This is a genomic window from Streptomyces sp. A0592, from assembly GCF_004795115.1.
GTDB classification, from domain to species: Bacteria; Actinomycetota; Actinomycetes; order Streptomycetales; family Streptomycetaceae; genus Streptomyces; species Streptomyces erythrochromogenes.
The window spans coordinates 140,682-164,194 of record NZ_SSBM01000014.1 but is presented as its reverse complement, the minus strand read 5'-3'; the positions used below and the strand labels follow the sequence as shown (position 1 = coordinate 164,194).

Here is a 23,513-nt window from a genome sequence, read left to right as displayed (position 1 = left end):
TGCAGGCCTGATCGAGGCCTGACTGCCAGAGCGTCGCCCCGGCCGGGAACGGCCGTGGGCGGCGCTCTTGCCGTTTTACGGGGCCGCCGGAGCCCGAGTGACGTGCGTCTCGCGGACTGGCGGCCGGGGGCTGTGCTGGCCGGCCCGATCACGAGATATCTTGATGTCGAGCAATGTTGCAGACGAGAGACGCAGACTGTGGAGCGGAGCATCCGGTGACTGACTCGACCATCATCTACACGCACACTGACGAGGCCCCGGCCCTCGCGACGTATTCCTTCCTGCCTGTGATCCAGGCGTACGCGTCGACGGCCGGTGTGAATGTCGAGACCCGTGACATCTCCCTGGCCGGTCGGATCATCGCCGTGTTCCCCGAGTACCTGGAGGAGGGCCAGCGGATCGCGGACGCCCTCGCCGAGCTCGGTGAGCTGGCGAAGACCCCGGAAGCCAACATCATCAAGCTTCCGAACATCTCGGCCTCGATCCCGCAGCTGAAGGCCGCGGTCGCCGAGCTCCAGGGCCAGGGCTACGCCCTCCCGGACTACCCGGACGACCCGAAGACCGACGAGGAGCGCGACATCCGCGCCCGCTACGACAAGGTCAAGGGCAGCGCCGTCAACCCGGTCCTGCGCGAGGGCAACTCCGACCGCCGCGCCCCCGGCTCGGTCAAGAACTACGCCAAGACGCACCCGCACCGCATGGGCGCCTGGACCACCGAGTCGAAGACGAACGTCGCCACCATGGGCGAGAACGACTTCCGCTCCACCGAGAAGTCCGCCGTCATCGCCGAGGCCGGCACCCTGCGCATCGAGCACGTCGCCGCCGACGGCGCCACCACCGTGCTGCGCGAGTCCGTACCGGTCCTCGCCGGCGAGGTCGTCGACGCGTCCGTCCTGCACGTCGACGCGCTGCGCACCTTCCTCAACGACCAGATCGAGCGTGCCAAGGCCGAGGACGTCCTGTTCTCCGTGCACCTCAAGGCCACGATGATGAAGGTCTCCGACCCGATCATCTTCGGCCACGTGGTCCGCGCCTTCCTGCCGAAGACCTTCGCCCGCTACGGCGAGACCCTCGCCGCCGCCGGCCTGTCGCCCAACGACGGCCTCGGCGCCATCCTGAACGGCCTGGGCAACCTGCCCGACGGCGACGCGATCAAGGCCTCCATCGACGCCGAGATCGCCGAGGGCCCGGCCCTCGCCATGGTCGACTCCGACAAGGGCATCACCAACCTGCACGTGCCGTCCGACGTCATCGTCGACGCCTCGATGCCGGCCATGATCCGCACCTCGGGCCACATGTGGGGCCCCGACGGCAACGAGGCCGACACCCTCGCCGTCCTCCCGGACAGCAGCTACGCCGGTGTCTACCAGGTCGTCGTCGACGACTGCCGCGCCCACGGCGCCTTCGACCCGGCCACCATGGGCTCGGTGCCGAACGTCGGCCTGATGGCCCAGAAGGCCGAGGAGTACGGCAGCCACGACAAGACCTTCGAGATCGCCGCCGCGGGCACCGTCCGCGTCGTCGACGCCGCGGGCAACGCGATCATCGAGCAGGAGGTCGCCGCCGGCGACATCTTCCGCGCCTGCCAGACCAAGGACCTGCCGATCCAGGACTGGGTCAAGCTGGCCGTCACCCGCGCCCGCGCCACCGGCGTCCCGGCCGTCTTCTGGCTCGACGAGACCCGCGCCCACGACGCTCAACTGATCGCCAAGGTCAAGACGTACCTCGCGGAGCACGACACCGAGGGCCTGACCATCAAGATCCTCTCCCCGGTCGAGGCCACCGCCTTCTCCCTGGAGCGCATCCGCCGCGGCGAGGACACCATCTCGGTGACCGGCAACGTGCTGCGTGACTACCTGACCGACCTCTTCCCCATCCTGGAGCTGGGCACCAGCGCCAAGATGCTGTCGGTCGTCCCGCTCATGAACGGCGGCGGTCTCTTCGAGACGGGCGCCGGCGGCTCCGCCCCGAAGCACGTCCAGCAGCTGGTGAAGGAGAACTACCTGCGCTGGGACAGCCTGGGTGAGTTCTTCGCGCTGGCGGCCAGCTTCGAGCACCTCGCCACCACCACCGGCAACGCCCGCGCCCAGGTGCTGGCCGACACGCTGGACCGCGCGACCGGCACCTTCCTCAACGAGGACAAGTCGCCGAGCCGCAAGCTGGGCGGCATCGACAACCGCGGCAGCCACTTCTACCTCGCCCTGTACTGGGCGCAGGAGCTGTCCCGCCAGATCGACGACCCGAAGCTGGCCGCGGCGTTCGAGCCGCTCGCCAAGACCCTCGCCGAGCGCGAGGAGGCCATCGTCGCCGAGCTCATCGCGGTGCAGGGCTCCCCGGCGGAGATCGGCGGGTACTACCGGCCCGACGCCACGAAGGCCGCGGCGATCATGCGCCCGTCCGCGACCCTCAACGAGGCGCTCGGCCTCCTCGGCTGACACCCGTTGACTCGCTCCGCCCCGGCCAGGCCCCGTGCCCGGCCGGGGCGGACCCGTCTGCGGGCCGTACAGGAGAGGGGAAATCCGATTGCGGCCCGCCCCCGGCAGCGGTTAGGAAGGGCCCGTGATCAGCGGACAGCTGGCCGGCCTGCGCGCCCGCCTCCCCGAGGACGTACCCGTCCTGCACGCCGAGCTCCACGACGACGTCGCCACCCGCTCCGCCGCGGACTCCAGGCCGTGGAGTCCGCGCCCGCCCGCGGGCGGCCACTCCCCGTACGAACCCGGGCCGCCCTCCGCGGACGCGGCGGTGTTCTCCGTGGTCGAGCTCGCCACCGGCGAGCTGGCCGGCGAGGCCCTCCTCTGGGGCATCGACACCCACAACCGCTGCGCCCACCTCGGCATCTCGCTGCGGCCGGGCCTGCGCGGGCGTGGGCTGGGCCGGGAGGTCGTCGGGCTGCTGTGCCGCTACGGCTTCACCGTGCGCGGCCTGGCCCGCCTCCAGGTCGAGACGCTCGCCGGCAACACGGCGATGATCGGCGCGGCGACCGCCGCCGGGTTCGTCCGCGAGGGCGTTCTGCGGCGTTCGGCCTGGGTGTACGGCCGGTTCGAGGACGAGGTGGTCCTCGGACTGCTCGCCGACGAGTGGGCCGAGGCCCCCTGAAGGCGTCCGGCGGCCGCCGGTGCCGGTCAGAGCCGGTGGATGCGTTCCTGGTCGAACGCCAGCGGGGACCGTCCGGCCGCCAGGATCCGCAGCCCCGGGGCCACGGCCAGCAGCTTGCGCAGCCAGGCCAGGGCGTCCTGGCCGAGCTGCTCGGTGCCGTCCAGGACCAGCAGCATGTCCCGCTCGGCCAGCCAGGACGCGGCGTACGTCGTCGTCCCGCAGGGCGGTGCGGCCACGCCGGGTACGGAGCCCAGTTCGGCCGTGAGTTCGCGGACGCCGTAGCCGCCCTCGAGCGGGTCGAGGTCGACGACCGCCACCCCGTCGTAGAAGTTGGACGCCAGCCGGCGCGCGATCTCCCGTACGAGCAGGCTCCGCGGCTCGCGGAACCCGCCCGCCACGGTCAGCACCCGCCCCCGCCGGACGGCGGTGAGCAGCCTGGACATCTCGGCGGACGTCGCCGGGAGCCTTCCGGTCGCCCCTGATTCCCTCATCGGCACGATGCCCCCCATCGCATGCGTGACCAGGACGGCCGCGCCCACAGGGATCTTTCGGCCGTGTGACGTCGATTATGCGCCACTTGCGCCGTATCGCTAGGGGAATGTCGCATTCCGATCTGTGGGTCCGCTGCCTCCCAGGTCAGGCCCGCCCCACCCCGCGCCCCGGCGGGTCGGCCCGGATGAGTAGGGTCTCCGACCGACGGTACGAAGGGGGAGGGGGAGCGCGGTGGGGACCTACCGGCAGACCGTGGTGGACCTGGAGGCCTCCGGGGAGGAGGCGGCCGCACTGGGCGAGCGCGGCAGGGCATGGCTGGAGGCCGAGGGCGTCATCCGCCCGGTGCCCTGGCGGGGCGAAGTGGTGCACCTGGCCGGTCCGCGCTGGCGGGAGGCCGTCGAACTGGTCGCCTGGGACTGGCGTGCCCGGATCAAGGAGCTGGAGGAGGAGCCCTGCGGGGAGGCGGGAGTCGTCGCGCGCCCCACGGTCTTCCACTCCGGCCCGAGCGGGGCCCCCGCCGCGATCTGCCCGCACTGCCGGCACACCGACCCCACCTGGCCGGGCGGCGCCGTCGACACCTGGCACGCCACGGGCGCCGCCGATCTCGACTGCCCGGCCTGCGCCCGCCGCTCGCCGCTCCCGCACTGGGACTGGACCGACGACAGCCTCGCCTTCGCCCACCTCGGCTTCGAGTTCGACGACTGGCCGCCCCTGCTCCCGGAGTTCGCCGCCGCCTTCGGCCGGCAACTCGGCCACCGGGTCCGGCAGTTCGCCTACAAGATCTGACGGGCACGCGGACGGGCGGGCACGCGGGCGGGCGGATGCGGACGGAGGGCCGGCGGCGCCCGTGCGGCAGACACGCCGCCGGGGCCGGCGGACGCCGCCATCGCCGCCCCCGCTCCGACTGACCCGGCGGTCTGCGTAGTTCCCGTCGCCCGTGTGACGTACGTGCCCGGGCCGCGGCCAGGGGAACGGTTGTCCGGAAGCCGGTAATGGGCTCTACTGCTGTCCAGCCCCCACCGAGGGCGTATTCGCGGGAGGGACCACGATGACAGCGGACCGGCGCACGGACCGGCGAGCACGACGAAGAACGCGCGGCGCGGACCGGGCGGCACGACCCGTGTCGCACCGGCGCCGGCCGGCCGTCCGGGGCGGCAGGCCGCTCCTGGCCCTGCTGCTCTCCGGCTTCCTCCTCGTCGGCGTCTGCGCGGCCACCGGCATCGCCTGGGACCCGCTCAGCGGGACCCCCGCGCAGAACGCCGCGGCCCGGGGCGCCTCCGCCCCGCAGCCCACAGGGCCCGGCTCCACCCCCGGCGCCGACGGCCCGACCGCCCCGCAGCCGGAGCCGAGCCCGGCGCCCACCAAGGGCGCGGCGGCCAAGGGCAATCCCGAGGGAGCGGTGGACTCCGGAGCCGCGCGCCCCGCCGGCGCCCTGCCCTTCGACATGCCCCAGCCGGCCGCCCTGCGCTCCGGCGAAGCGGGCAGGAAGCTGGTGTTCGCCCACTACTTCACCCCGTACCCGCTCTCCCTCGACAACGCGGACGCGGACCGGGACTACTACACGCGCAACTACCTGAACCCCGACGGGGAGAGCGGCAAGCACGGCAGGTACGGCGGCCTGCTCCGCGACCGCCCGCTGCCCGTCGCGCCCAAGGGCGGCGACTGGGAGTACGCCAACCTCCAGCAGGAGGTGCGCACGGCCCGGGCCGCCGGCATCGACGGCTTCACCCTCGACCTGCTCTCCCTCTCCGGCAAGAACTGGGACCGCTCGAACCTGCTGATGGCCGCGGCCCGTTCGGTGGACCGCGACTTCAAGATCATGCTGATGCCGGACATGACCTCGCTGAAGACCGACGACCCCCGCGTGCTCGCCGAGGCGCTCGCCACGCTCGCCGACGCCTCCGCCGCGCACCGGCTCCCCGACGGCCGGCTCGTCGTCTCCCCCTTCAAGGCCGAGGCGAAGAACGTGGCCTGGTGGACGGAGGTCATCCGGATCCTCCGGGCCGACCACGGCATCCGCACCGCCTTCGTCCCGCTCTTCCTCGACTTCGGCGCCCACAGCGGCGATTTCGCCCCGATCAGCCACGGCTTCTCCGAGTGGGGCAGCCGCAGCTACGTCGGCCAGGAGAGCTCCACGCGCGACGTCCAGCGGGCCCACGGCATGGGCAAGATCTGGATGCAGCCCGTGTCGGTCCAGGACGCCCGCCCCAACCAGGGCATCTACGACGAGGCCGGCAACACGGCGACCCTGCGCGCCACGTGGACGCGCGCCATCGAGGACGGCGCCGACTGGGTCCAGCTCACCACCTGGAACGACTACTCCGAGGGCAGCCAGTTCGCGCCGTCCCTGCACAACGGCCACGCCTACCTCGACCTGACCTCGTACTACCTGACCCGGTTCAAGACGGGCGGCTGGCCGAAGATCGTCCGGGACACCCTGTACCTCACCGCGCGCACGCAGTTCGCGACCGCCGACCCGACCGGCGACCAGTCGCTGGTGATGTCGCTGCGCAAGGGGAGCGCACCGGCCCGCGACACCGTGGAGGTGCTCAGCTTCCTCACCGGACCCGCGGCCGTGCGCACGACCGTCGGCACGGCCCGGGGCAGCCACGACGCCCCCGCCGGGATCCACTCCGAGCTGCTGCCGCTGAAGACGGGCACCAGTGAGGCCCTCGTCGTCCGGGACGGGAAGGCGACGGCCGAGGTCGACCTGCCGTACCGCGTGGACCACACGGTGGACGTGCAGGACCTCCAGTACTACGCGGCCACCAGCGGCCGCGAACCGTAGGACACGGTTCGGCCCCCGGCGGAGCCGTACGGTTCCGGCCGGGGCGGCGGTGCGGGTGTTCCCAGCACCGGGGGCGGCGGGGGATGATCCGGGCGACAGCCGCGCCGTACCCCGGAGGCCCCGTGACCGAGACGACACGCCCCGCCGACCGCCCCGCCGAGCCGACCGCAGGGCACCCGCAGCCGGGCGAGTTCCCCGGCGGGCCCGCCCTCTTCCGCCTCGACCCGCGCGTCAGCCACCTCAACCACGGTTCCTTCGGCGCGGTCCCCGTGCCCGTCCAGGAGATCCAGGCCGCGCTCCGCGCCGAGGTCCACGCCGACCCCGACGCCTTCTTCATCGCCCTGCCGGACCGCCTCGAACAGGCCCGCACCCGGATCGCCGCACACCTCGCCGCCGACCCCGGCGGGCTCGCCCTCATCGCCAACGCCACCGAAGGCGCCAACCTCGCGCTCGACGCCGTCCCGCTCTCCGACGGCGACGAGATCCTGGTGACCGACCACGGCTACGGCACCGTCACCGCGGCCGCCGCCCGCCGCGCCCCGGTCATCACCGTGGCCCTGGACCCCGCCCTGGCCGACGAGGACGCCGTACGGGAGACCGTGCTGGCCGCGCTGACGCCCCGCACCCGGGTCGCCGTACTCGACCACGTCAGCTCGCCCACCGCCCGGATCATCGCCTCGCCCCGGCTGATCGCCGAGCTGCGCGAGCGCGGCGTCACCACCGTCGTCGACGGCGCCCACGCCCCGGGCATGCTCGCGGACCCCCTCGCCGGAGGCGCCGACTTCTGGTTCGGCAACCTCCACAAATGGGGCTACGCCCCTTCCGGCACGGCCCTGCTCGCCGTCGCCCCGCAGCACCGCCACCGGGTCCGGGCGCTCGTACCGTCCTGGGAGGACGGGCACGGCTTCCCGCGCTCCGTGGAGAACCGCGCCACCGCCGACTACACCGGCTGGCTCGCCGCCCCCGACGGGCTCGACCTCATCGAGGCCCTCGACGCGGCCAAGGTCCGGGCCCACAACAGCACCCTGGCCGCCCACGGCGCGGCGCTGCTCACCGAGATCCCGGGGCTCACACGGCTCCCGCACACCGACGGCCTCGCCATGCGCACCCTGCGCCTGCCGCCCGGCGTCGCCGAGACCCCGGACGCCGCCCGCGCGCTGCGCGAGGAGATCGCGGCGCGCGAGCGCATCCGGGTGCTGATCTGGCCCTGGCCGCGCGGGGGCGGCATCCGGATCTGCGGACAGATCTACAACCGGCCCGAGGAGTACGAACGCCTCGCCGCCGCCCTCCCGGCGTACCTCAGGCGCGCCTGAGCAGGTAGGTGTCCATGATCCAGCCCTTGCGGGCGCGGGCCTCGGTCCGCAGTTCCTCGATCCGCCCCGCGACCTCCGCCAGCTTGCCCTGCACCAGGATCTCGTCCGGGGTGCCCACGTAGGCCCCCCAGTAGATGTACAGGTCCTGGTCCAGGTGGGCGGTGAAGGCGTGCCGCGCGTCCAGCATCACCACCACGTCGTCCACATCGGCCGGCCAGCCCTCGGCCAGCCGCCGCCCGGTGGTGATCTGGACCGGCCTGCCGACCCGGTTCAGATTGGTCCGGTGCCGCGCCAGCAGCGCGGAGATGCTGCTGATGCCCGGCACGACCTCGTGCTCGAAGGCCACCCGGCCGCGCTCCAGCACCTCGTCGAGGATGGCGAGCGTGGAATCGTAGAGCGACGGGTCGCCCCACACCAGGAACGCACCGGTCTCGCCGTCCGCCAGGTCCTCGGCGATGAAGCGCTCGAAGAGCTCGGCCCGCGCGCTGCGCCAGCCGTCCACCGTCGGGGTGTAGTCGGAGGGAGTGCGGTCCCGGTCCGGGTCGCGGCCCTCCACCAGCCGGTGGCCGGGGCGGGCGTGCGCGTCCAGCATCGCGCGCCGCAGCCCGGTCAGATCCGCCTTCTCCTCGCCCTTCTCCAGGATGAGGAATGCGTCCGCCGCGCCGATCGCCCTGACCGCCTGGAGGGTCAGATGGTCCGGGTCGCCCGCGCCTATGCCGATCACTGAGAACTTCTTCACCCGGCTATTGTGCCCACCATGCGTGTCGCCCTGTTCGTCACCTGCGTCAATGACGCGCTGTACCCGCAGACCGGCATCGCCGTCGTCCGCCTCCTGGAGCGGCTCGGCGTCGACGTGGACTTCCCCGCCGCCCAGAGCTGCTGCGGGCAGCCGCAGTACAACACGGGCTACCGGCACGAGAGCGAACCGCTGCTGCGGCGCACGGCCGCGGCCTTCGCCGGCCACGACCACGTGGTCACCCCGTCCGGCTCCTGCGCCGCGATGATCCGCGAGCACTACCCGCGGATCGGCCACAGGGCGGAGCGGGAGGGGCGCGGTACGGAGCTGACGGAAGCCGCCCGCTCGCTCGCCCCGCGCGTGTACGAGCTCACCGAGTTCCTGGTCGACGTGCTCGGGGTGACCGACGTCGGCGCATACTTCCCCCACACCGTCACCTACCACCCCTCCTGCCACGGCCTGCGCGGCCTGGGACTCGGGGACCGGCCCCGGCGACTGCTCGCCGCCGTCAGAGGCCTGCGGCTGGTCGAGCTGCCGGGGGCCGAGGAGTGCTGCGGGTTCGGGGGCACCTTCGCCGTCAAGAACCCGGACGTCTCCGCCGCCATGGGCACCGACAAGATCGCCTCCGCGGCCGGCACCGGAGCCGAAGTGCTGTGCGGCGCCGACAACTCCTGCCTCGCCCACCTGGGCGGCCTCCTGCGGCGCGCGGACAGCCCGCTGCGGACCCTGCACCTCGCCGAGATCCTGGCCGCGACCGAGGAGGAGCCCCCGACATGACGCGCACGGACCTCGGCATGCCCGCCTTCCCCGAGGCGGCCCGTGAAGCCGTACGGGACGGCGTGCTGCGCGCGAACCTCCGGCACGCCACGCACACCATTCGCGACAAGCGGGCGCGGGCCGTCGCCGAGCTGGCGGACTGGGACCGCCTGCGCGCCGCGGGCAAGGCCGTCAAGGACCACACCCTGCGCCATCTCGACCGCTACCTGCTCCAGTTGGAGGCGGCCGTGACCGCAGCGGGCGGCACCGTCCACTGGGCCGTCGACGCGGACGAGGCCAACCGGATCGTCACGGAACTCGTCCGCGCGACCGGCGAGCGCGAGGTCGTCAAGGTCAAGTCGATGGCCACCCAGGAGATCGGCCTCAACGAGGCCCTGGAAGCCGCCGGGATCACCGCCTGCGAGACCGACCTCGCCGAACTCATCGTGCAGCTCGGACACGACCGCCCCTCCCACATCCTGGTCCCCGCCATCCACCGCAACCGCGCGGAGATCCGCGACATCTTCCGCACCGAGATGGGCCGCTGGGGCCGCCCCGCGCCCGACCCGCTCGGCGACGACCCGCGGGAACTCGCCGAGGCGGCGCGCCTGCACCTGCGCGAGAAATTCCTGCGCGCCAGGGTCGCCGTCTCCGGAGCCAACTTCATGGTCGCCGAGACCGGCACCATGGTCGTCTTCGAGTCCGAGGGCAACGGCCGGATGTGCCTGACCCTCCCCGAGACCCTGATCTCGGTCGTGGGCATCGAGAAGGTCGTCCCCACCTTCCGCGACCTGGAGATCTTCCTCCAGACCCTGCCGCGCTCCTCGACGGCCGAGCGGATGAACCCGTACACGACGATGTGGACCGGGCTGGGCCCCTCGGGAGGGGCGGACGGCGACGGGCCCTCCGCCTTCCACCTCGTCCTCCTCGACAACGGCCGCACCGACACCCTCGCCGACGAGACCGGCCGCCAGGCCCTGCGCTGTATCCGCTGCTCCGCCTGCCTCAACGTCTGCCCGGTCTACGAGCGGGCCGGCGGCCACGCCTACGGCTCCGTCTACCCCGGCCCCATCGGCGCCGTCCTCAGCCCCCAACTGCGCGGCACCGGCAGCGAGATCGACGCCTCGCTGCCCTACGCCTCCACCCTGTGCGGGGCCTGCTACGACGTCTGCCCGGTCGCCATCGACATCCCCGAGATCCTCGTCCACCTGCGCGAACGGGTGGCCCAGGGCGGGCCGGTGACCCGGCACGGCATCCGCGTACGGATCCGCCCCGCGCACGGGCACACCGCCGAACGCGCCGCCGTGCGCGCCGCCCGGCTGCTCCTGGACCGCCCCGGGGCCCTGCGCGCGGGGGAGCGGCTGCTGGCCCGCGCCCGCAGGCTGGCGCCGCGCCGGCTGCCCGGCCCCGGCGCCGCCTGGACCGACACCCGCGAGCTGCCCTCCGTACCCGCCGAGTCGTTCCGCGACTGGTGGACCCGAGAACGGGGAACCCCGCAGTGACCAGCAAGGACCGCATCCTGGCCCGCATCCGCCGGGCCGCGGCGCAGCCGGGCCCGGGGCCCGGAGCCCCTGCCGACATCCCGCGGGACTACCTGCGCGTACACGGCACGCGCACCGCGCAGGAGCGCGTGGACCTGCTCGCGGCGCATCTCGCCGAGTACCGGGCGCGGGTCCACCGCACCGGTGAGGGCGGCCTGCGGGACCTGCTCGGCCGCCTGCTGGCGGGCGCGGCGACCGTGCAGCTACCGCCCGACCTCGGCTTCGGCCTGCCGTCCGACCCGGCGCTCGCCTTCGTGCCCGACCGCGCGGCGCAGACACCCCGGGAACTGGACCGGGTGGACGCCGTCGTGACCGGCTGCGCCCTCGCGATCGCCGAGACCGGCACGATCGTCCTCGACGGCGGCCCGGACCAGGGCCGCCGCCGCATCACCCTCGTCCCCGACCACCACATCTGCCTCGTGCGGGTCCCCGACCAAGTGGTGGACTCCGTCCCGCAGGCACTGCCGCTCCTGGACCCGCGCCGCACGCTGACCTGGATCTCCGGCCCCTCGGCGACCAGCGACATCGAACTGGACCGGGTGGAGGGCGTCCACGGCCCCCGCAGACTGGACGTGGTGCTCGTGGAGGGCCGCGGCACCGGACCCGGCACCGGACCCGGACCCGGCACCGGGAACCGGGCCCCGGCGCCCGGGTCACAATGAGGCCATGTCATCCCACATCGCCCTGACCGCCCTCGTGGTCCACGACTACGACGAGGCCATCGACTTCTACACCCGCGCCCTGGGCTTCGACCTGGCCGAGGACACGGCTCGCCCCGACGGCTCCCGCTGGGTGGTCGTCCGCCCGCCCGGCGCCACCGAGTCCGCCCTGCTGCTGGCCCGCGCCAAGGACGACGCCCAGCGCTCCCGCGTCGGCGACCAGACCGGCGGCCGCGTCGGCTTCTTCCTCCACACGGACGACTTCGCCCGCGACCACGCCCGGATGGCGGCCGAGGGCGTCCGCTTCCTGGAGGCCCCGCGCCACGAGCCGTACGGCTCCGTCGCCGTCTTCGAAGACCTGTACGGCAACCGCTGGGACCTCCTCCAGCCCGCCCTCCGCTAGCTGCCGCTGCCGCCGCTCAGCCGCGGAGCCTCCCGTGCGGCGTCGACGGCCGGGCCGGCCTCCACCCGGCCCGCGAGTTCCCGGGCCCACCGGACCAGGCCCGGCACGTCGATCCCGTACGGGTCCGCGTGCAGCCCCTCGATCCCGTCGGCCCCGCGCCGCAGCAGCCGGGCCCCGCCCACCGCGTTGCCGCGGGCGGCGTGCGTCAGCCCGACCGCGAGCTGCGCCAGCCCCCGCCACAGCGGGGCCGCGGCCTCGGGCCCGGACTTCCAGGCATCCTCGAAGACCTCGTGCGCGTGGAAGGGCATCCCCGCGTCCAGCAGCCGCTGCGCCTCCCGCACCGTCTGCGCGGGCGAGCGCACGACCCCCTCGGGCTGCCGCTCCACACCGGCCGCTCCGCGGGCCAGCGGCCGCCCCAGCCCGTCCCTCGGACGGGCGCTCCTCGCCCGCCCCTCACCGTCCCTGTCCCGTGTGTTCACCACCCCATCCTCCCCCTCGCCGATTACCCGTGCATGCACACCCCTCGGCGTGGGGTAATGTTCTGCATGTGCCGCCGAGCACGGGGAAACCCGCAGGTCGAAGGTGCATCGGGACGTGGCGCAGCTTGGTAGCGCACTTGACTGGGGGTCAAGGGGTCGCAGGTTCAAATCCTGTCGTCCCGACTTTTCGAAGTCGCAGATCAAAGGATCACTTCAGAGCTCTCTGAAGTGATCTTTTGCTCGTTTCAGGCGCCGTGGTGTCGGCTGCAGGCAGCACCGCGGAGCGGTCGGGGAGCCGTCCCCGGGCGATCCCGCGGTGCGGCCGGCGGCCCCGGTGCCCGCCCAAAACGGCCCCGCCGGAGTTCGTGCCGTACCGTCTGGTGGCGGTCCGCCGGTCATGTCTTACGATCCGTCCCATGAATGACGGTACGGATCGCCCGAGCACACCCCAGCCGGACCCCGCTGGAGGGCAGGCGGGCTATGGCTACCCGCAAGGGACGCCCGGCGGTTACGGATTTCCGCAGGCCTGGCAGCCCAATCCGTACCAACAGCCACAGTCCCAGCCGGGCTCTGCCGGCGAAGCGCCGCAGCACCCCCAGGTGCAGCAGCCGCCCCTGGAGCCCCAGCCGGAGCAGCAGTTGGCCGGGTTCACGCCCCCTCCTCAGCCCGACTGGCAGGCGATGGCGGACCGTTCCGAGTCGCAGCAGCGCAGACGCAAGCGGATGTGGATGGCCGCCATCACGGTTGTGGCCTGCACCCTCGGCGTCGGCGCCGGGCTCTTCATCCTGGACAGGGGCGACAAGGGGGGGAAGTCTCCGGGTCCCGGCGGCGCCTCGCAGTCGGCGAGCGGCGCGCCCGGCCAGGACTCCAACGAGCCCACCGTCCCCGGCGAGCCGAACCTGCTGCGCGACCGTTCCGGCCAGGTCAACATAGCGCTCAGCCCCGACGCCGTTCTCGGCAAGGTGGACAACGGCAACGTGCTGCGCTTGCGCAGCAACGGCAACTCGTACGCGCAGGCCGCCGAGCCGGTCGTCGACGCCTCCAAGAGCTTCACCGTCTCCGCCTGGGTCTACAACGAGGCCGACGGCGGTTCGCGGTTCGCCATCAGCCAGGGCGACGGCACCTCGTACTCCTTCGAGTTGGGCCGCGAGGACAGCAACGGCAAGAAGTCCTGGGTGTTCCGGATGCAGACCGACGAGAAGGGCGCCGCCTCCACCGCCGTGGCCGCCACCTCGGAGGGCCTCAACACGGTCCGCACGTGGGCCCTGCTGACCGGGGTGTACGACGCCCAGGGCAAGACGCTGACGCTGTACGTCGACGGCAAGGAGGCCGGCCGCGCCCCCGTGGCGGCCGCCTGGTCGGGCCAGGGGCCGCTGCAGCTGGGCCGCTCCCGCCACCACGGGATCTGGAGCGGGCCCTGGGCCGGCGTCATCGGACACGTACTGGTGTGGGACAAGCCGCTGACTGCGGATCAGGTGCTCGCGCTGAAGGGCGGCAAGCTCGACAAGGAGATCAAGCCTGTCGGTTCGTGGCTGGTCGGTTGACCCTTTTGGGCCGGATTCGCCGCGATTCGATCATTGCGGGCAGGTCACCCTGGTGGATCGGCGTCTCACGCGTCGGATAGGGTCACCGCTGGCCCGGATGCCGGGTTGACGTCCGCAGCAGAAAAACCCAGCAGACCGCCCGGCTCGACGTGTGCGGCCGAGACTCCACGATGTGAAGGTCCTCAGTTGCCGCGGCGCTTGCACGGCCGCCGTTCTGGTCCGGTACCGGGGGATGAATTGAATACGCTTTCCGTCGTGATTCCGGCGCTCAACGAGGCGCCCAACCTGCCATCCGTGGTCAACTCGGTGCCCACGAGCGCGCTCCGCGCCCTGGGCTGGGAGACCGAGGTCATCGTCGTCGACAACGCTTCCACCGACGACACCGCCGCAGTCGCCGCCGCGCTCGGCGCCACCGTCGTCTCCCAGCCGGAGCGGGGGTACGGCAACGCCTACCACGCAGGGTTCCGCGCGGCGAAGGGCGACGTCATAGCCACCGGCGACGCCGACTGCACCTACCCGTTCGACTCCCTGCCCGAGCTGCTGGGAACCCTGACGGAGGCCGACGTCGAGTTCATGACGACCAACCGGCTCCGCCGCGAGAACCGCTCGGCGATGAAGCGGTCCCACACCGTCGCCAACCACGTGCTGAGCGCCCTGAGCCGGGCCCTGTTCCGCAACGGACTGCGCGACTCGCAGTCCGGCATGTGGGTCTTCCGACGCTACGTCTGGGACGGCGTGGACGTGAAGTCGACCGGCATGGCCTTCTCCCAGGAGATCAAGAACGCCGCGACCCGGGCCGGCTACCGGTACCTCGAAGTGCCCATCGAGTACCGCAACCGCCGGGGCGAGGTGAAGCTCAACGCGCTGCCCGACGGGATGGCCAACCTGCGCCAGCTCTTCGAGCACCGCTTCCGCCGGTCCGGCGGAGAGCGCCCCGCGCGCTACGAACGGCGGCACACCCCGGCATGAGGAAGCGTCTGATCCGAGCGGCCCTGGTGTTCGCGGTGGCGGCCGGTCTGTGCGCGGGCGCGTGGTCGCTGCCGCCCGTGCGGACGGTGCTGCTGGACTCGTTCACCCGCCGGCAGGCCGCCTACATCGAGCTCTACTTCACCGAGAACCCGCGCTTCGACGGAGCGAGCGTCCTCGTGCCCTTCGCAGTGAACGACCACGGTTCCGGAGCCCGGTCGCTGGCCGCGACCCTCACCGTGGAGGCCGCGAACGGCAAGGTGCTGGCGACGGAGACCTACCCCGTCGAGCCCCACCAGGGCGCCGCGGTCCCGGTCACGGCCCGGATCCGCGTCAAGGGGACCGACGTCGCCCTGGTCCGGGTCTCGCTGACCGGGCATCCCCAGACCCTCCACTTCCGCTTCGGCCCGCCCCCGGAACTCTGATGCGCACCGTTCTCCAGATCACCCCGTACTACCCCCCGCACCTCGGCGGCCTCGAGCGCGTCGTGCTGCACCTCTCGCGCTGCCTCGCCCCACGCCACGACGTCCGCGTCGTCACCACCACGCTGGGTTCCGGCGGCGCGCCGCGGCGGGCCCGGGAGGACGGCGTCACCGTGCGCAGGCACCGTGCCGCCGAGTTCGCCCACACCGCGATCGCGCCCGGGCTCCTCGGCTCGCTCCTGGCCGCTCCGCGCGGCGCGGTGCTGCACGCGCACTGCGCGCACGCCCTGCTGCCGGAGACCGTGGCACTCGCCGCCCGGCTGCGCCGCCAGCCCTTCGTACTCCACTTCCACCTCGACGTGGACGCCAGCGGGCGCCTCGGCGGACTCCTGCCCGCCTACAAGAAGCACGTGTTCGGACGCGTCGCCCGCGCCGCCGCAGCGGTCATCGTGCTGACCGAGCAGCAGGCCCGCTTCGTCGAGGAGGCCTACCGGGTGCCGGCCGCGCGCGTGCACGTGGTGCCCAACGGAGTCGGCGCGGAGTTCTTCCGCCCCGCTCCCGTTCCCGGTCCTGCCTCCGCCCCGGTCGGCGCGGCCGCCACCCCGCGGCCCCTGCGGCTGCTCTACGTCGGCCGGCTCAGCGCCCAGAAGAACATCGCGCGCCTGCTCGACGCGATCAGCCTGGCCGAAGCCCCGCTCAGGCTCCGCGTCGTCGGCGGCGGCGAGCTCGACGCCGACCTGCGGGCCCGTGCGGCGGGACTCGGCCTCGGCGAGCGCGTCGAGTTCACCGGGCCGCTGTACGACGGGGACCTCCTCGCCGCCTACGCGGACGCCGACGTCTTCGTCCTGCCCTCCGACCGCGAGGGCATGCCCCTCGCCGCGCTGGAGGCCATGGCCGCCGCCCTGCCCGTCCTGGCCACCGATGTTCCCGGCAACGCGGAACTGCTGCGCGGCGTCGGCCTGCTGGCCGCACCGGACCCGGTCTCGCTCGCAGCCGCCGTGGACCGCCTCGCGTCCGACCCCGCACTGCGCGGCCGGCTGGCCGGCCGCAGCGCCGAGCGGGCCCGCCGCCACACCTGGGAGGAAGTCACCCGGCAGGTGGAGCTCGTGTACCGGAAGGCAGGGATATGAACCCGCCCACGTGGCTGCGCGGACGGCTCGGCGTCCTGCTGAGCCTCGGCCCCGCCTGCGCCGTCGAGACGCTGCCCGGCGTCCCCGCCCTCCTGCTCGCGCCGGTCGGCCTGTGGCTGCTCTTCGCCGCGCCCGTCCTGCTGCTGCGCGGCCTCACCGACAAAGTGGTCTCCACCCGCAGCGGCTCCCTCCTGCTGGCGGCCGGCCTCGCCGTGCTCCTGGACATCCTCGTGGCGCTGGGCGCCAACACCGTGCTTCCGCTGCTCGGCGTGGAACGGCCCCTGACCCGGCTGGTGCTGGCCTCGGCGACCACCCTCGTGCTGCTCGTCCTCGGAACCCTCGCCCCCCAGGCGCAACGCCCCCTCCTGCGCGGCGCCCCCCTGAGCGGCGCCCGCCCGGTGGCCTGGGCGGCCGCAGCCGCGCTGGTGCTGTCCGTGGCCGGTCCGATCAGGCTCAACAACGGCCTGGGCGGCGCCGTCAGCACGGCCGCCCTCGTCGTCGTCACGGCCCTGGTCGTCCTCCTGCTGCTTCGCCACGGACGCTGCTCCCCGCTCGTCCTGGAAATCGGCATCTACGCCGCCTCCGCCACCCTGCTGCTGCTCACCTCCCTGCGCGGCTGGTACATCACCGGGCACGACATCCAGCGCGAGTACCTCTACTTCCGGCTCACCCTCGGCGGCGGCTTCTGGGACATCTCCGCCTACACCGACCCCTACAACGCGTGCCTGAGCATCACCCTGCTCCCGGTGAGCATCTTCCGGCTCACGGGCATCGAGGACATCTACGTCTTCAAGGCCGTCCTGCCGCTGCTCTTCGCCCTGACCCCCGTGCTCGTCCACCGCGCGGTGCGCAATGTGGCGTCCCCGCTCGTGGCGCTGCTGTCCGCCGTGTTCTTCATGGCGTTCCCGACCTTCTTCACCGACATGCCGTTCCTGGGCCGGCAGGCCATCGCCTTCCTGCTCCTGGCCTGCGCGATGCTCGTCCTGACGGATTCCCGGCGCCCGCTGCCCCTGCGGCGCGCGGTGTTCACCGTGCTACTCGCCGGAGTGGTCCTCTCCCACTACTCGACGATCTACGTGATCGTCGGCACCCTGGCGACCGCGTTCGCCGTGGACAAGGTCTGGCGGGCGGCCTCCCGGCCGGGCCGCGCCCGTCCGCACCGCGCGTCCGGCCGAGGCCGGACGCGGACGTTCCTGACCTGGTGGACCGTGGCCGTACCGGCCGTCCTCGCCCTGCTGTGGGCCGGCCCCCTCACCCACACCGGCGGCCAGCTCGAAAGCACACTGCGTGTCGTCGCGAGCGACCTGTTCGGGGCCGGCGACGCCCGAGGAGGCTCCTCCGACACCCGCTACAGCCTCTTCGGCGGCGCCGGAGTCACCCCCGCGGAACGGCTCGCCGAATACCGCGAGGACACCATCGACTACACCACGGCCGACCGGGCCGACGGCAAGTACCTGCCGCTGGAGGCCCTCGCGAAGTACCCCACGCCCGTGGCCGAGAAGGAGAACCTGCCGCTCACCCCCGCCGGCCGGGCACTGGACGCCGTCGGCCTGAGCGTGCCCGCCCTCAACGGGGTGCTCCGGCAGGCCGCCGCCCTGCTGCTCCAGGTCCTGGTCCTGGTCGGGTTCGTGATCGCCCTGCGCGGCCGCAACAGCCCGTTCACGCCCGTCCGCGACCAGATCACCCTGACCGTGGGAGCCCTCGCCATGATGGGCCTGTTCACCCTGGTGCCGCAGCTGTCGGTCGACTACAGCGTGCTCCGCGCCTTCCAGCAGGGCCTGTTGTTCTTCGCCCCGTTCATCGCCGCCGGTGCCCTGTGGGCGGTGCGCCGGGCCGGCCGCCGCGCCGTCCCCGTGCTGTGCGTCCTCGTCGCCGGACTGCTGCTCGACCTGACCGGGGCCGTCCCCAAGGCGCTCGGCGGCTACCCCGCGCAGCTCGCGCTCAGCAATTCCGGGCCCGCCTACGACATCTACTACCCGCACGCCGAGGACCGCCGCGCCGCCATGTGGCTCAACCAGCGGGCCGCGGGCGACGACCTCGTCGTACAGACCGACCGGTACTCCTTCAGCCGCCTCCAGACCCTGTTGACCGTCCGCACGCAGGACAGCGTCCACCCCGCGCTGCTGCGGTCCCAGTCCTACGTACTGCTCGGGTCCACGCCGGCCCGCAAGGACGAGGTCACCGTATTCTTCCGGGGCGACCTCGTGACGTACCGGTATCCGCGCGACCTCCTCGACACCACACGCAACCTGATCTACAGCAACGAAGGGGCGGTGGTCTACCGATGAACCACGTCCGGCGCCGGCCCCGGGTCCTGCTCGTCAGCCACTACTACCCGCCGCACCTGGGCGGCATCGAGAACGTCGTCCGCAACGAAGCGCTCCACCTCGCCCGGCACGGCGCCGAGGTCACCGTCCTCACCAGTGGCGACCGCTCCGGGATCCACCACGAGGACGGCGTCCGCGTCGTCCGCGTCGCCGCGTCCAACGCGGTGGAGCGCCGGTCGGGCGTCCCCTTCCCGCTGTTCTCGCCGGCCCTGCTGCCCGCAGCCCTGCGCTGGGCCCGCCGCGCCGACGTCGTCCACGTCCACGACTGCCTCTACGCCTCCTCCTGGGCGGCCGGACTCGCCGCGGCCGCCACCCGCACCCCCACCGTGGTGACCCAGCACGTCGGCCTGGTGGCGCACCCCTCGGCCCTCGTACGCGCCGTCCAGCGGGCCGTCTACGCCGTTGCGGGCCGGCCCCAGCTCCGCCGCGCCCGCCGGGTGCTCACCGTCAACGCCGACGTCGCCGCGTTCGTCCGCAGGCTCGGCGCCCGCGCCGAGGCCCGCCACCACCTCGCCAACGGCGTGGACACCGGCCTGTTCCGGCCGCCCGCCGACCCCGCGGAGCGCGCCGCCGCCAGGGCGCGGCTCGGCCTGCCGCCCGGACGCACCCTGGTGCTCTTCGCGGGCCGGCTCGTCCCCAAGAAGGGGTACGGCCTCCTCCTCGACGCCCATGCCGGCGACGCCGCATACGACCTCGTGTTCGCCGGTGACGGGGACGCCGCGGCCCTCGCCGGACGCTCCGGCGTGCACCACCTCGGCACCCTGTCCGCCGAGGACCTCGCCGACGCCTACCGCGCGTGCGACGTGTTCGCCCTGCCCTCCACCGCCGAGGGCTTCCCGCTGACCGTCCAGGAGGCCATGGCCTCGGGCCTGCCCGTCGTCACGACCGACGACCCCGGATACGCCCCGTACGGACTGGACGGCGACGTCGCCCTGCTCGTGCCCCGTACCGTCCCCGCGCTGCGCGCCGCGCTCGACGGCCTGGTCGCGGACGCCGCCGGGCGGGCGGCGACGGGAGCCGCCGCCCGCGCGTTCGCCGAGGCGTCCTTCGGCTGGGACCGGCACGTGAAGGAGCTGCTCGGGCACTACGCGGACGTCGGCCGTGGGTAGGCACGCCCGGCCCGCGGACCAGATGTTCCGGAGCTCGTTCTTCCTCCTGGCGTCCACGGTCACGACCGCCGGGCTCAGCTTCCTCTTCTGGGTGGTCGTGGCCCGCTTCTACCCGCCCGAGCAGGTCGGGCTGGCCACCTCGCTGATCTCCGCGACCTCCCTGCTCTCCTACCTCAGCATGTTCGGCCTCAACAGCACCCTGATCCGCTTCCCCGCCGAGGGCGCGGCCCGCAACGGCCAGATCACCCAGTCCACCGCCCTGGTGCTGCTGGTCTCCTGCGTCGCCGCCGGGATCTATCTCCTGGGGCTGCCCTGGTACGGGCACAAGCTGCTGTTCGTCCGCGACCACGCGCACCTCGCCGCCCTCTTCGTCCTGTCCTGCGCCTGTGCCTCGCTGAACCTCCTGGTCAAGTCGGTCTTCATCAGCGCCCGCATGGCCCAGTACAACGTGCTGTCCGACGGGATCCTCCAAGGCCTCGCCAAACTCGCCGCGCCCGTCGCCCTGGTCGGGTTCGGCGCGGCCGGAATCCTCGGCTCGGCGGGCATCGGCTACGCGGTCGCCGGCGCCGCTGCCCTGCTGCTGCTCCGGCGCCGGCTCGGCTTCCGCTTCGACTTCCGCACCCGGGGCACCCGGCTGCGCGAGCAACTGCGCTTCTCCGCCGCCAGCTACGTCTCCAGCCTGATCAACCTGGCGCCCGTCCTGGTCACCCCGCTGATCGTGCTCCAGAAGCTGGGCGCCGCCGAAGCCGGCTACTACTTCGTCGCCTTCCAGATCGCCGCCCTGCTGAACTCCGTCTCCACCGCCGTGGGCGAGGCCGTCTTCGCCGAGGTCTCCTCCGACCCGTCCCGGTTCGGTGAACTCCTGCGCCGCTCCGCGAAGATCATCGCCGCGGTGCAGGTCCCCGCCGTCGCCGTCGTCGCGGCCGGCAGCGGGCTGCTCCTGCTGGTGTTCGGCGGCGGCTACACCGCGGCCGCGAGCGGGCTGCTCAGGGTGCTCGCCCTCGCCGCCCTCGCCGTCGCCCTCAACACCTGGGCGTGTTTCGGGCTGAAGCTCGCCCAGCGGATGAAGCAGCTCATCACCGCCAACGCCGTCCTCGCGTGCACCACCATCGGCCTGTCCGCGTGGTGGGCACCGCACGGCCTGGTCTGGGTCGGCTGCGCCTGGGGCATCGGCAACCTGGCAGCCGGACTGTTCGCCACCGCCGCCCTGCTGCGCGGTCGGCCCTCCGCCCCCCGCCCGCCGGAGCCGGACCTCGACCCCGGACCGGGCTGGTCCCCCGTCGACACCCTCCAACTGCGCGCCGTGCGCCTGCCCGGGCCGACGTTCCCGGACCCGCCGTCCGCCGCCACCGCGTCGTCCGCCCCCACACCTGCCGAGAGGTACCGCCCGTGAAGATCGTGGTGATCAACGCCTACGTCCGGGAGAACGCGGGCGACGCCGCGCTGCTCTCCGTCTGCCTGCGACAGGTCCGCGAGGCGTTCCCCGGCGCCGACGTCCGCGTCGCCGGCATGGAGGACCCCGCCGTCCACCCCGCCTTCGAGGGCGCCCCGAACCTCGGCTCGATCCGCCGCCACGTCGCCGACGGCACCGCTTCGCGTTCCCGCCGGATCCTGCGGAAGGTGTACGTCGGCGCGGCCTCCGCGGGCCTCCTCCTGCTGCCCCGGTCCGCTGCCGCTGTCCTGCGCAGGGCCCTGCCCGCCGAAGCCCGGCGCGAGGCGGAGGCCCTGGCCGGCGCCGACCTGGTGGTGTCCACCGGAGGCGGGTACGTCCTGGCCCGCAAGGGGCTGGACGGCCACCAGAACGTCTTCTTCGTCCTTCTGCCGGTGCTGCTCGCCCAGCGTGCCGGCGTGCCCGTCGTCTTCGCCCCGCAGTCCTACGGCCCGTTCCCCTCGTCCCTCCAGCGGCGCCTGGTCGCCCGGGCCCTCGGCCGGTCACCGCTGGTCCTGGCCCGCGAGGACGTCAGCGTGGCCCAATTGCGCGGCTGCGGCCTGCCCGAGGCGGCCGTCACCCGGGGCGTCGACTCGGGCTTCGCGTTCGATCCGCCCCCGTCCTGCGACTGGCGGGACCGGCTCGGCGTCGCACCGCAGCAGCGGCTGGTCGGGGTCACGGCCAGGCGCTGGCTGGCCCCGGCCGCCCAGGACGCCTACGAACGGGCCCTCGCCGCCACGATCGACGCCGTCCAGGCCACCGGAGCGCGTGTCGTGCTGATCCCGCAGGTCAGCACCGACTACCTGAGCGACGACGACCGCATCGTGGAACGCCGGATCGCCGCCCACTGCACCGCGGCGCCCCTGCTGATCGAGGACCGGGTCGACTACCGCGACCTCAAGGGCGTCTACCGCGAGTGCGCCCTCCTGATCGGCACCCGCTTCCATTCGGTGATCTTCTCCCTGACCAGCGGTGTGCCCTGCGTGGCCATCGAGTACGAGCACAAGACCCGCGGCATCATGGCCGACCTCGGCCTCGGCGCCCACGTGCTGGCGATCGAGGACGTCACCCATCCCCGGCTGTGGGCGCTGGTCGCACCGCTGCTCCAGGACGACTCCGGCTACCGCGAGCAGCTGCGACGCCGCCTGCCCGGTTACGTCGCCGAGGCAGAAGGCTTCCCCGGCCTGCTGCGGGCCGCCCTGTGAACCCCCGTACCGTGGCCGTCGTCACCCCCTACTACCCGCCGCACCTCGGGGGCGTCGAGCAGTACGCGGCCCGGGTCGCGCGGGCCGTGCACGAAGCACCCGGCCTCGACGCCGTCGTCCTCACCAGCGGGCCCGGCCTGCGCACCCGCACCAGCGTGGAGGACGGCGTGCGGGTCGTCCGGCTCGGCTCCTGGTTCAGGCTCTCCAACACGCCCATGAGCCCCTTGTGGCCGCTCCAGCTGCGGTACTGGCTGCGCCGTACGGGCGCCGACGTGGTCCACGCACACGCCCCCGTACCGGGACTCGGCGACATCGCCGTGGCCGTGGCGGGCCGCCGCCCGGCCGTGCTCACCTACCACGCCGGCTCGATGCTCAAGGGCGGCCCCGGCACCGGCGCCGCGGACCGCCTCATCGGCCTCTACGAACGCCGCTTCCTGCCCCGGGTGTTCGGCCGGGCCCGCGCCCTCGTCGCCGTGTCCCCGGTCTCCCTGGCCGCCGGGCGGCCCGGCGCCCTGGAGATCAGCCCCGGTGTCGACACCGGCCGCTTCACCCCGGGCCCGCCGCCCTCCACCCGCCCGCCGACCCTCCTCTACGTCGGCCGCATCGACCGGTCCTCGGCGTGGAAGGGGGTCGATGTCCTCGTCCGCTCCCTGGCCGGGGTACCCGGCGCCCGGCTGCGCCTGGTCGGTGGCGGCGACGCGGTCGCGGACCAGCTCGCCCTGGCCGCCTCCCTCGGCCTCGCGGACCGGGTGACGGCGTCCGGCGAACTGACCGGGCCCGCCCTCGTGCGGGCGGTCCGCGAGGCGGCGGTACTGGTCCTGCCCTCCGTCACCGAGGCGGAGTCGTTCGGCATGGTCCTCGTCGAGGCGATGGCCTGCGGCACCCCGGTGGTGGGCTCGCGGGTCGGCGGCATCCCGTACGTCGTCGAGGACGGGCGGACCGGTCTGCTGGTACCGCCCGGCGACCCCGGCGCCCTGGCGGGCGCCTGCCGGCGGCTCCTGGAGGACGGTGCGCTGGCGGACCGGCTGGGCGAGGCGGGGCTGCGTACCGTGCGTGAGCGGTTCGCCTGGGACGGCCTCCTGGCCCGGTACGTGGAGCTGTTCCGCTCGCTGTGACCG

21 protein-coding genes and 1 tRNA gene are annotated in these 23,513 nt (G+C 73.5%); 19 read left to right on the top strand and 3 right to left on the bottom strand.

Annotated elements, in window-relative coordinates; all coding sequences use genetic code 11:
* The first annotated feature begins 215 nt into the window (after positions 1-215).
* Positions 216-2,435 (top strand): NADP-dependent isocitrate dehydrogenase, encoded by a 2,220-nt coding sequence (locus tag E6U81_RS21415; RefSeq protein ID WP_136231703.1) that lies wholly within the window; start codon positions 216-218, stop codon positions 2,433-2,435.
* Positions 2,436-2,559: 124 nt separating this feature from the next.
* Complete coding sequence (locus E6U81_RS21410) at positions 2,560-3,096, top strand: GNAT family protein (RefSeq protein WP_136231702.1); 537 nt, start codon at positions 2,560-2,562, stop codon at positions 3,094-3,096.
* Between the two features lie 26 nt (positions 3,097-3,122).
* Here the strand turns inward: E6U81_RS21410 and E6U81_RS21405 are convergent, their stop codons facing one another.
* Positions 3,123-3,539 (bottom strand): hypothetical protein, encoded by a 417-nt coding sequence (locus tag E6U81_RS21405; protein ID WP_206309987.1) that lies wholly within the window; start codon positions 3,537-3,539, stop codon positions 3,123-3,125.
* A 280-nt stretch (positions 3,540-3,819) separates the two neighbouring features.
* Here E6U81_RS21405 and E6U81_RS21400 point away from each other — a divergent pair, with 280 nt between their 5' ends.
* From E6U81_RS21400 to E6U81_RS21390, 3 genes are all read left to right on the top strand, one after another.
* The gene (locus tag E6U81_RS21400) at positions 3,820-4,374 is read left to right on the top strand and encodes a hypothetical protein (RefSeq protein ID WP_136231700.1); all 555 of its coding nucleotides are present in this window, start codon (positions 3,820-3,822) and stop codon (positions 4,372-4,374) included.
* Positions 4,375-4,708: 334 nt separating this feature from the next.
* A complete protein-coding gene (locus tag E6U81_RS21395; RefSeq protein WP_240803944.1) occupies positions 4,709-6,376 on the top strand; it encodes an endo-1,3-alpha-glucanase family glycosylhydrolase in 1,668 nt (555 codons plus the stop codon).
* A 122-nt stretch (positions 6,377-6,498) separates the two neighbouring features.
* Entirely contained in the window at positions 6,499-7,689 is a 1,191-nt protein-coding gene (locus tag E6U81_RS21390) for an aminotransferase class V-fold PLP-dependent enzyme (protein WP_240803943.1), read from the top strand.
* Here E6U81_RS21390 and cobF read toward each other — a convergent pair.
* Positions 7,676-8,428 carry a precorrin-6A synthase (deacetylating) gene (cobF, locus tag E6U81_RS21385; protein WP_136231697.1) on the bottom strand — a complete coding sequence of 251 codons (753 nt, stop codon included), beginning with the start codon at positions 8,426-8,428 and terminating at the stop codon, positions 7,676-7,678. The two genes, E6U81_RS21390 and cobF, sit on opposite strands and share 14 nt — an antisense overlap.
* Positions 8,429-8,446: 18 nt before the next feature.
* Between cobF and E6U81_RS21380 the strand changes: the two genes are divergently transcribed.
* The 4 genes from E6U81_RS21380 to E6U81_RS21365 are packed head-to-tail and all read left to right on the top strand — an operon-like array spanning position 8,447 to position 11,784.
* Positions 8,447-9,202 (top strand): (Fe-S)-binding protein, encoded by a 756-nt coding sequence (locus E6U81_RS21380; RefSeq protein WP_136231696.1) that lies wholly within the window; start codon positions 8,447-8,449, stop codon positions 9,200-9,202.
* Positions 9,199-10,683, top strand: a complete 1,485-nt coding sequence (locus tag E6U81_RS21375) for a lactate utilization protein B (RefSeq protein ID WP_136231695.1) — start codon at positions 9,199-9,201, stop codon at positions 10,681-10,683. Before E6U81_RS21380 ends, E6U81_RS21375 begins: the two co-directional genes overlap by 4 nt.
* The gene (locus E6U81_RS21370; protein WP_136231694.1) at positions 10,680-11,384 is read left to right on the top strand and encodes an LUD domain-containing protein; all 705 of its coding nucleotides are present in this window, start codon (positions 10,680-10,682) and stop codon (positions 11,382-11,384) included. Before E6U81_RS21375 ends, E6U81_RS21370 begins: the two co-directional genes overlap by 4 nt.
* Before the next feature lie 4 nt (positions 11,385-11,388).
* On the top strand, positions 11,389-11,784 hold the full coding sequence (locus tag E6U81_RS21365) for a VOC family protein (protein WP_136231693.1): 396 nt from the start codon (positions 11,389-11,391) through the stop codon (positions 11,782-11,784).
* Here E6U81_RS21365 and E6U81_RS21360 read toward each other — a convergent pair.
* Positions 11,781-12,263 carry a DUF309 domain-containing protein gene (locus E6U81_RS21360; RefSeq protein WP_136231692.1) on the bottom strand — a complete coding sequence of 161 codons (483 nt, stop codon included), beginning with the start codon at positions 12,261-12,263 and terminating at the stop codon, positions 11,781-11,783. The two genes, E6U81_RS21365 and E6U81_RS21360, sit on opposite strands and share 4 nt — an antisense overlap.
* A gap of 109 nt (positions 12,264-12,372) precedes the next feature.
* Here E6U81_RS21360 and E6U81_RS21355 point away from each other — a divergent pair.
* The 10 genes from E6U81_RS21355 (at position 12,373) to E6U81_RS21310 (ending at position 23,510) form a co-directional block, all read left to right on the top strand.
* Positions 12,373-12,446 (top strand) — tRNA-Pro (locus E6U81_RS21355).
* Between the two features lie 416 nt (positions 12,447-12,862).
* Positions 12,863-13,807 carry a LamG domain-containing protein gene (locus E6U81_RS21350; RefSeq protein ID WP_168714698.1) on the top strand — a complete coding sequence of 315 codons (945 nt, stop codon included), beginning with the start codon at positions 12,863-12,865 and terminating at the stop codon, positions 13,805-13,807.
* A gap of 255 nt (positions 13,808-14,062) precedes the next feature.
* Positions 14,063-14,776 (top strand): glycosyltransferase family 2 protein, encoded by a 714-nt coding sequence (locus E6U81_RS21345; RefSeq protein WP_240803942.1) that lies wholly within the window; start codon positions 14,063-14,065, stop codon positions 14,774-14,776.
* On the top strand, positions 14,773-15,198 hold the full coding sequence (locus E6U81_RS21340; protein ID WP_136231689.1) for a hypothetical protein: 426 nt from the start codon (positions 14,773-14,775) through the stop codon (positions 15,196-15,198). Before E6U81_RS21345 ends, E6U81_RS21340 begins: the two co-directional genes overlap by 4 nt.
* Positions 15,198-16,325 (top strand): glycosyltransferase family 4 protein, encoded by a 1,128-nt coding sequence (locus tag E6U81_RS21335; RefSeq protein ID WP_136231688.1) that lies wholly within the window; start codon positions 15,198-15,200, stop codon positions 16,323-16,325. The genes E6U81_RS21340 and E6U81_RS21335 overlap by 1 nt, the downstream gene beginning before the upstream one ends.
* Positions 16,322-18,613, top strand: a complete 2,292-nt coding sequence (locus E6U81_RS21330; protein ID WP_136231687.1) for a DUF2206 domain-containing protein — start codon at positions 16,322-16,324, stop codon at positions 18,611-18,613. The genes E6U81_RS21335 and E6U81_RS21330 overlap by 4 nt, the downstream gene beginning before the upstream one ends.
* Complete coding sequence (locus tag E6U81_RS21325) at positions 18,610-19,761, top strand: glycosyltransferase family 4 protein (RefSeq protein ID WP_136231686.1); 1,152 nt, start codon at positions 18,610-18,612, stop codon at positions 19,759-19,761. The genes E6U81_RS21330 and E6U81_RS21325 overlap by 4 nt, the downstream gene beginning before the upstream one ends.
* Positions 19,754-21,154 (top strand): lipopolysaccharide biosynthesis protein, encoded by a 1,401-nt coding sequence (locus E6U81_RS21320; protein ID WP_136231685.1) that lies wholly within the window; start codon positions 19,754-19,756, stop codon positions 21,152-21,154. The genes E6U81_RS21325 and E6U81_RS21320 overlap by 8 nt, the downstream gene beginning before the upstream one ends.
* On the top strand, positions 21,151-22,395 hold the full coding sequence (locus E6U81_RS21315; RefSeq protein ID WP_168714697.1) for a polysaccharide pyruvyl transferase family protein: 1,245 nt from the start codon (positions 21,151-21,153) through the stop codon (positions 22,393-22,395). Before E6U81_RS21320 ends, E6U81_RS21315 begins: the two co-directional genes overlap by 4 nt.
* Positions 22,392-23,510, top strand: a complete 1,119-nt coding sequence (locus E6U81_RS21310; protein ID WP_136231683.1) for a glycosyltransferase family 4 protein — start codon at positions 22,392-22,394, stop codon at positions 23,508-23,510. Before E6U81_RS21315 ends, E6U81_RS21310 begins: the two co-directional genes overlap by 4 nt.
* The last annotated feature ends 3 nt before the right edge of the window (positions 23,511-23,513 follow it).

Bases quoted from the DNA above. Each gene is read 5' to 3' on its own strand.
- E6U81_RS21405 (WP_206309987.1), bottom strand. From the start codon at position 3,539: ATGTCCAGGCTGCTCACCGCCGTCCGGCGGGGGCGGGTGCTGACCGTG.
- E6U81_RS21380 (WP_136231696.1), top strand. From the start codon at position 8,447: ATGCGTGTCGCCCTGTTCGTCACCTGCGTCAATGACGCGCTGTACCCG.
- E6U81_RS21375 (WP_136231695.1), top strand. From the start codon at position 9,199: ATGACGCGCACGGACCTCGGCATGCCCGCCTTCCCCGAGGCGGCCCGT.
- E6U81_RS21365 (WP_136231693.1), top strand. From the start codon at position 11,389: ATGTCATCCCACATCGCCCTGACCGCCCTCGTGGTCCACGACTACGAC.
- E6U81_RS21340 (WP_136231689.1), top strand. From the start codon at position 14,773: ATGAGGAAGCGTCTGATCCGAGCGGCCCTGGTGTTCGCGGTGGCGGCC.
- E6U81_RS21335 (WP_136231688.1), top strand. From the start codon at position 15,198: ATGCGCACCGTTCTCCAGATCACCCCGTACTACCCCCCGCACCTCGGC.
- E6U81_RS21330 (WP_136231687.1), top strand. From the start codon at position 16,322: ATGAACCCGCCCACGTGGCTGCGCGGACGGCTCGGCGTCCTGCTGAGC.
- E6U81_RS21325 (WP_136231686.1), top strand. From the start codon at position 18,610: ATGAACCACGTCCGGCGCCGGCCCCGGGTCCTGCTCGTCAGCCACTAC.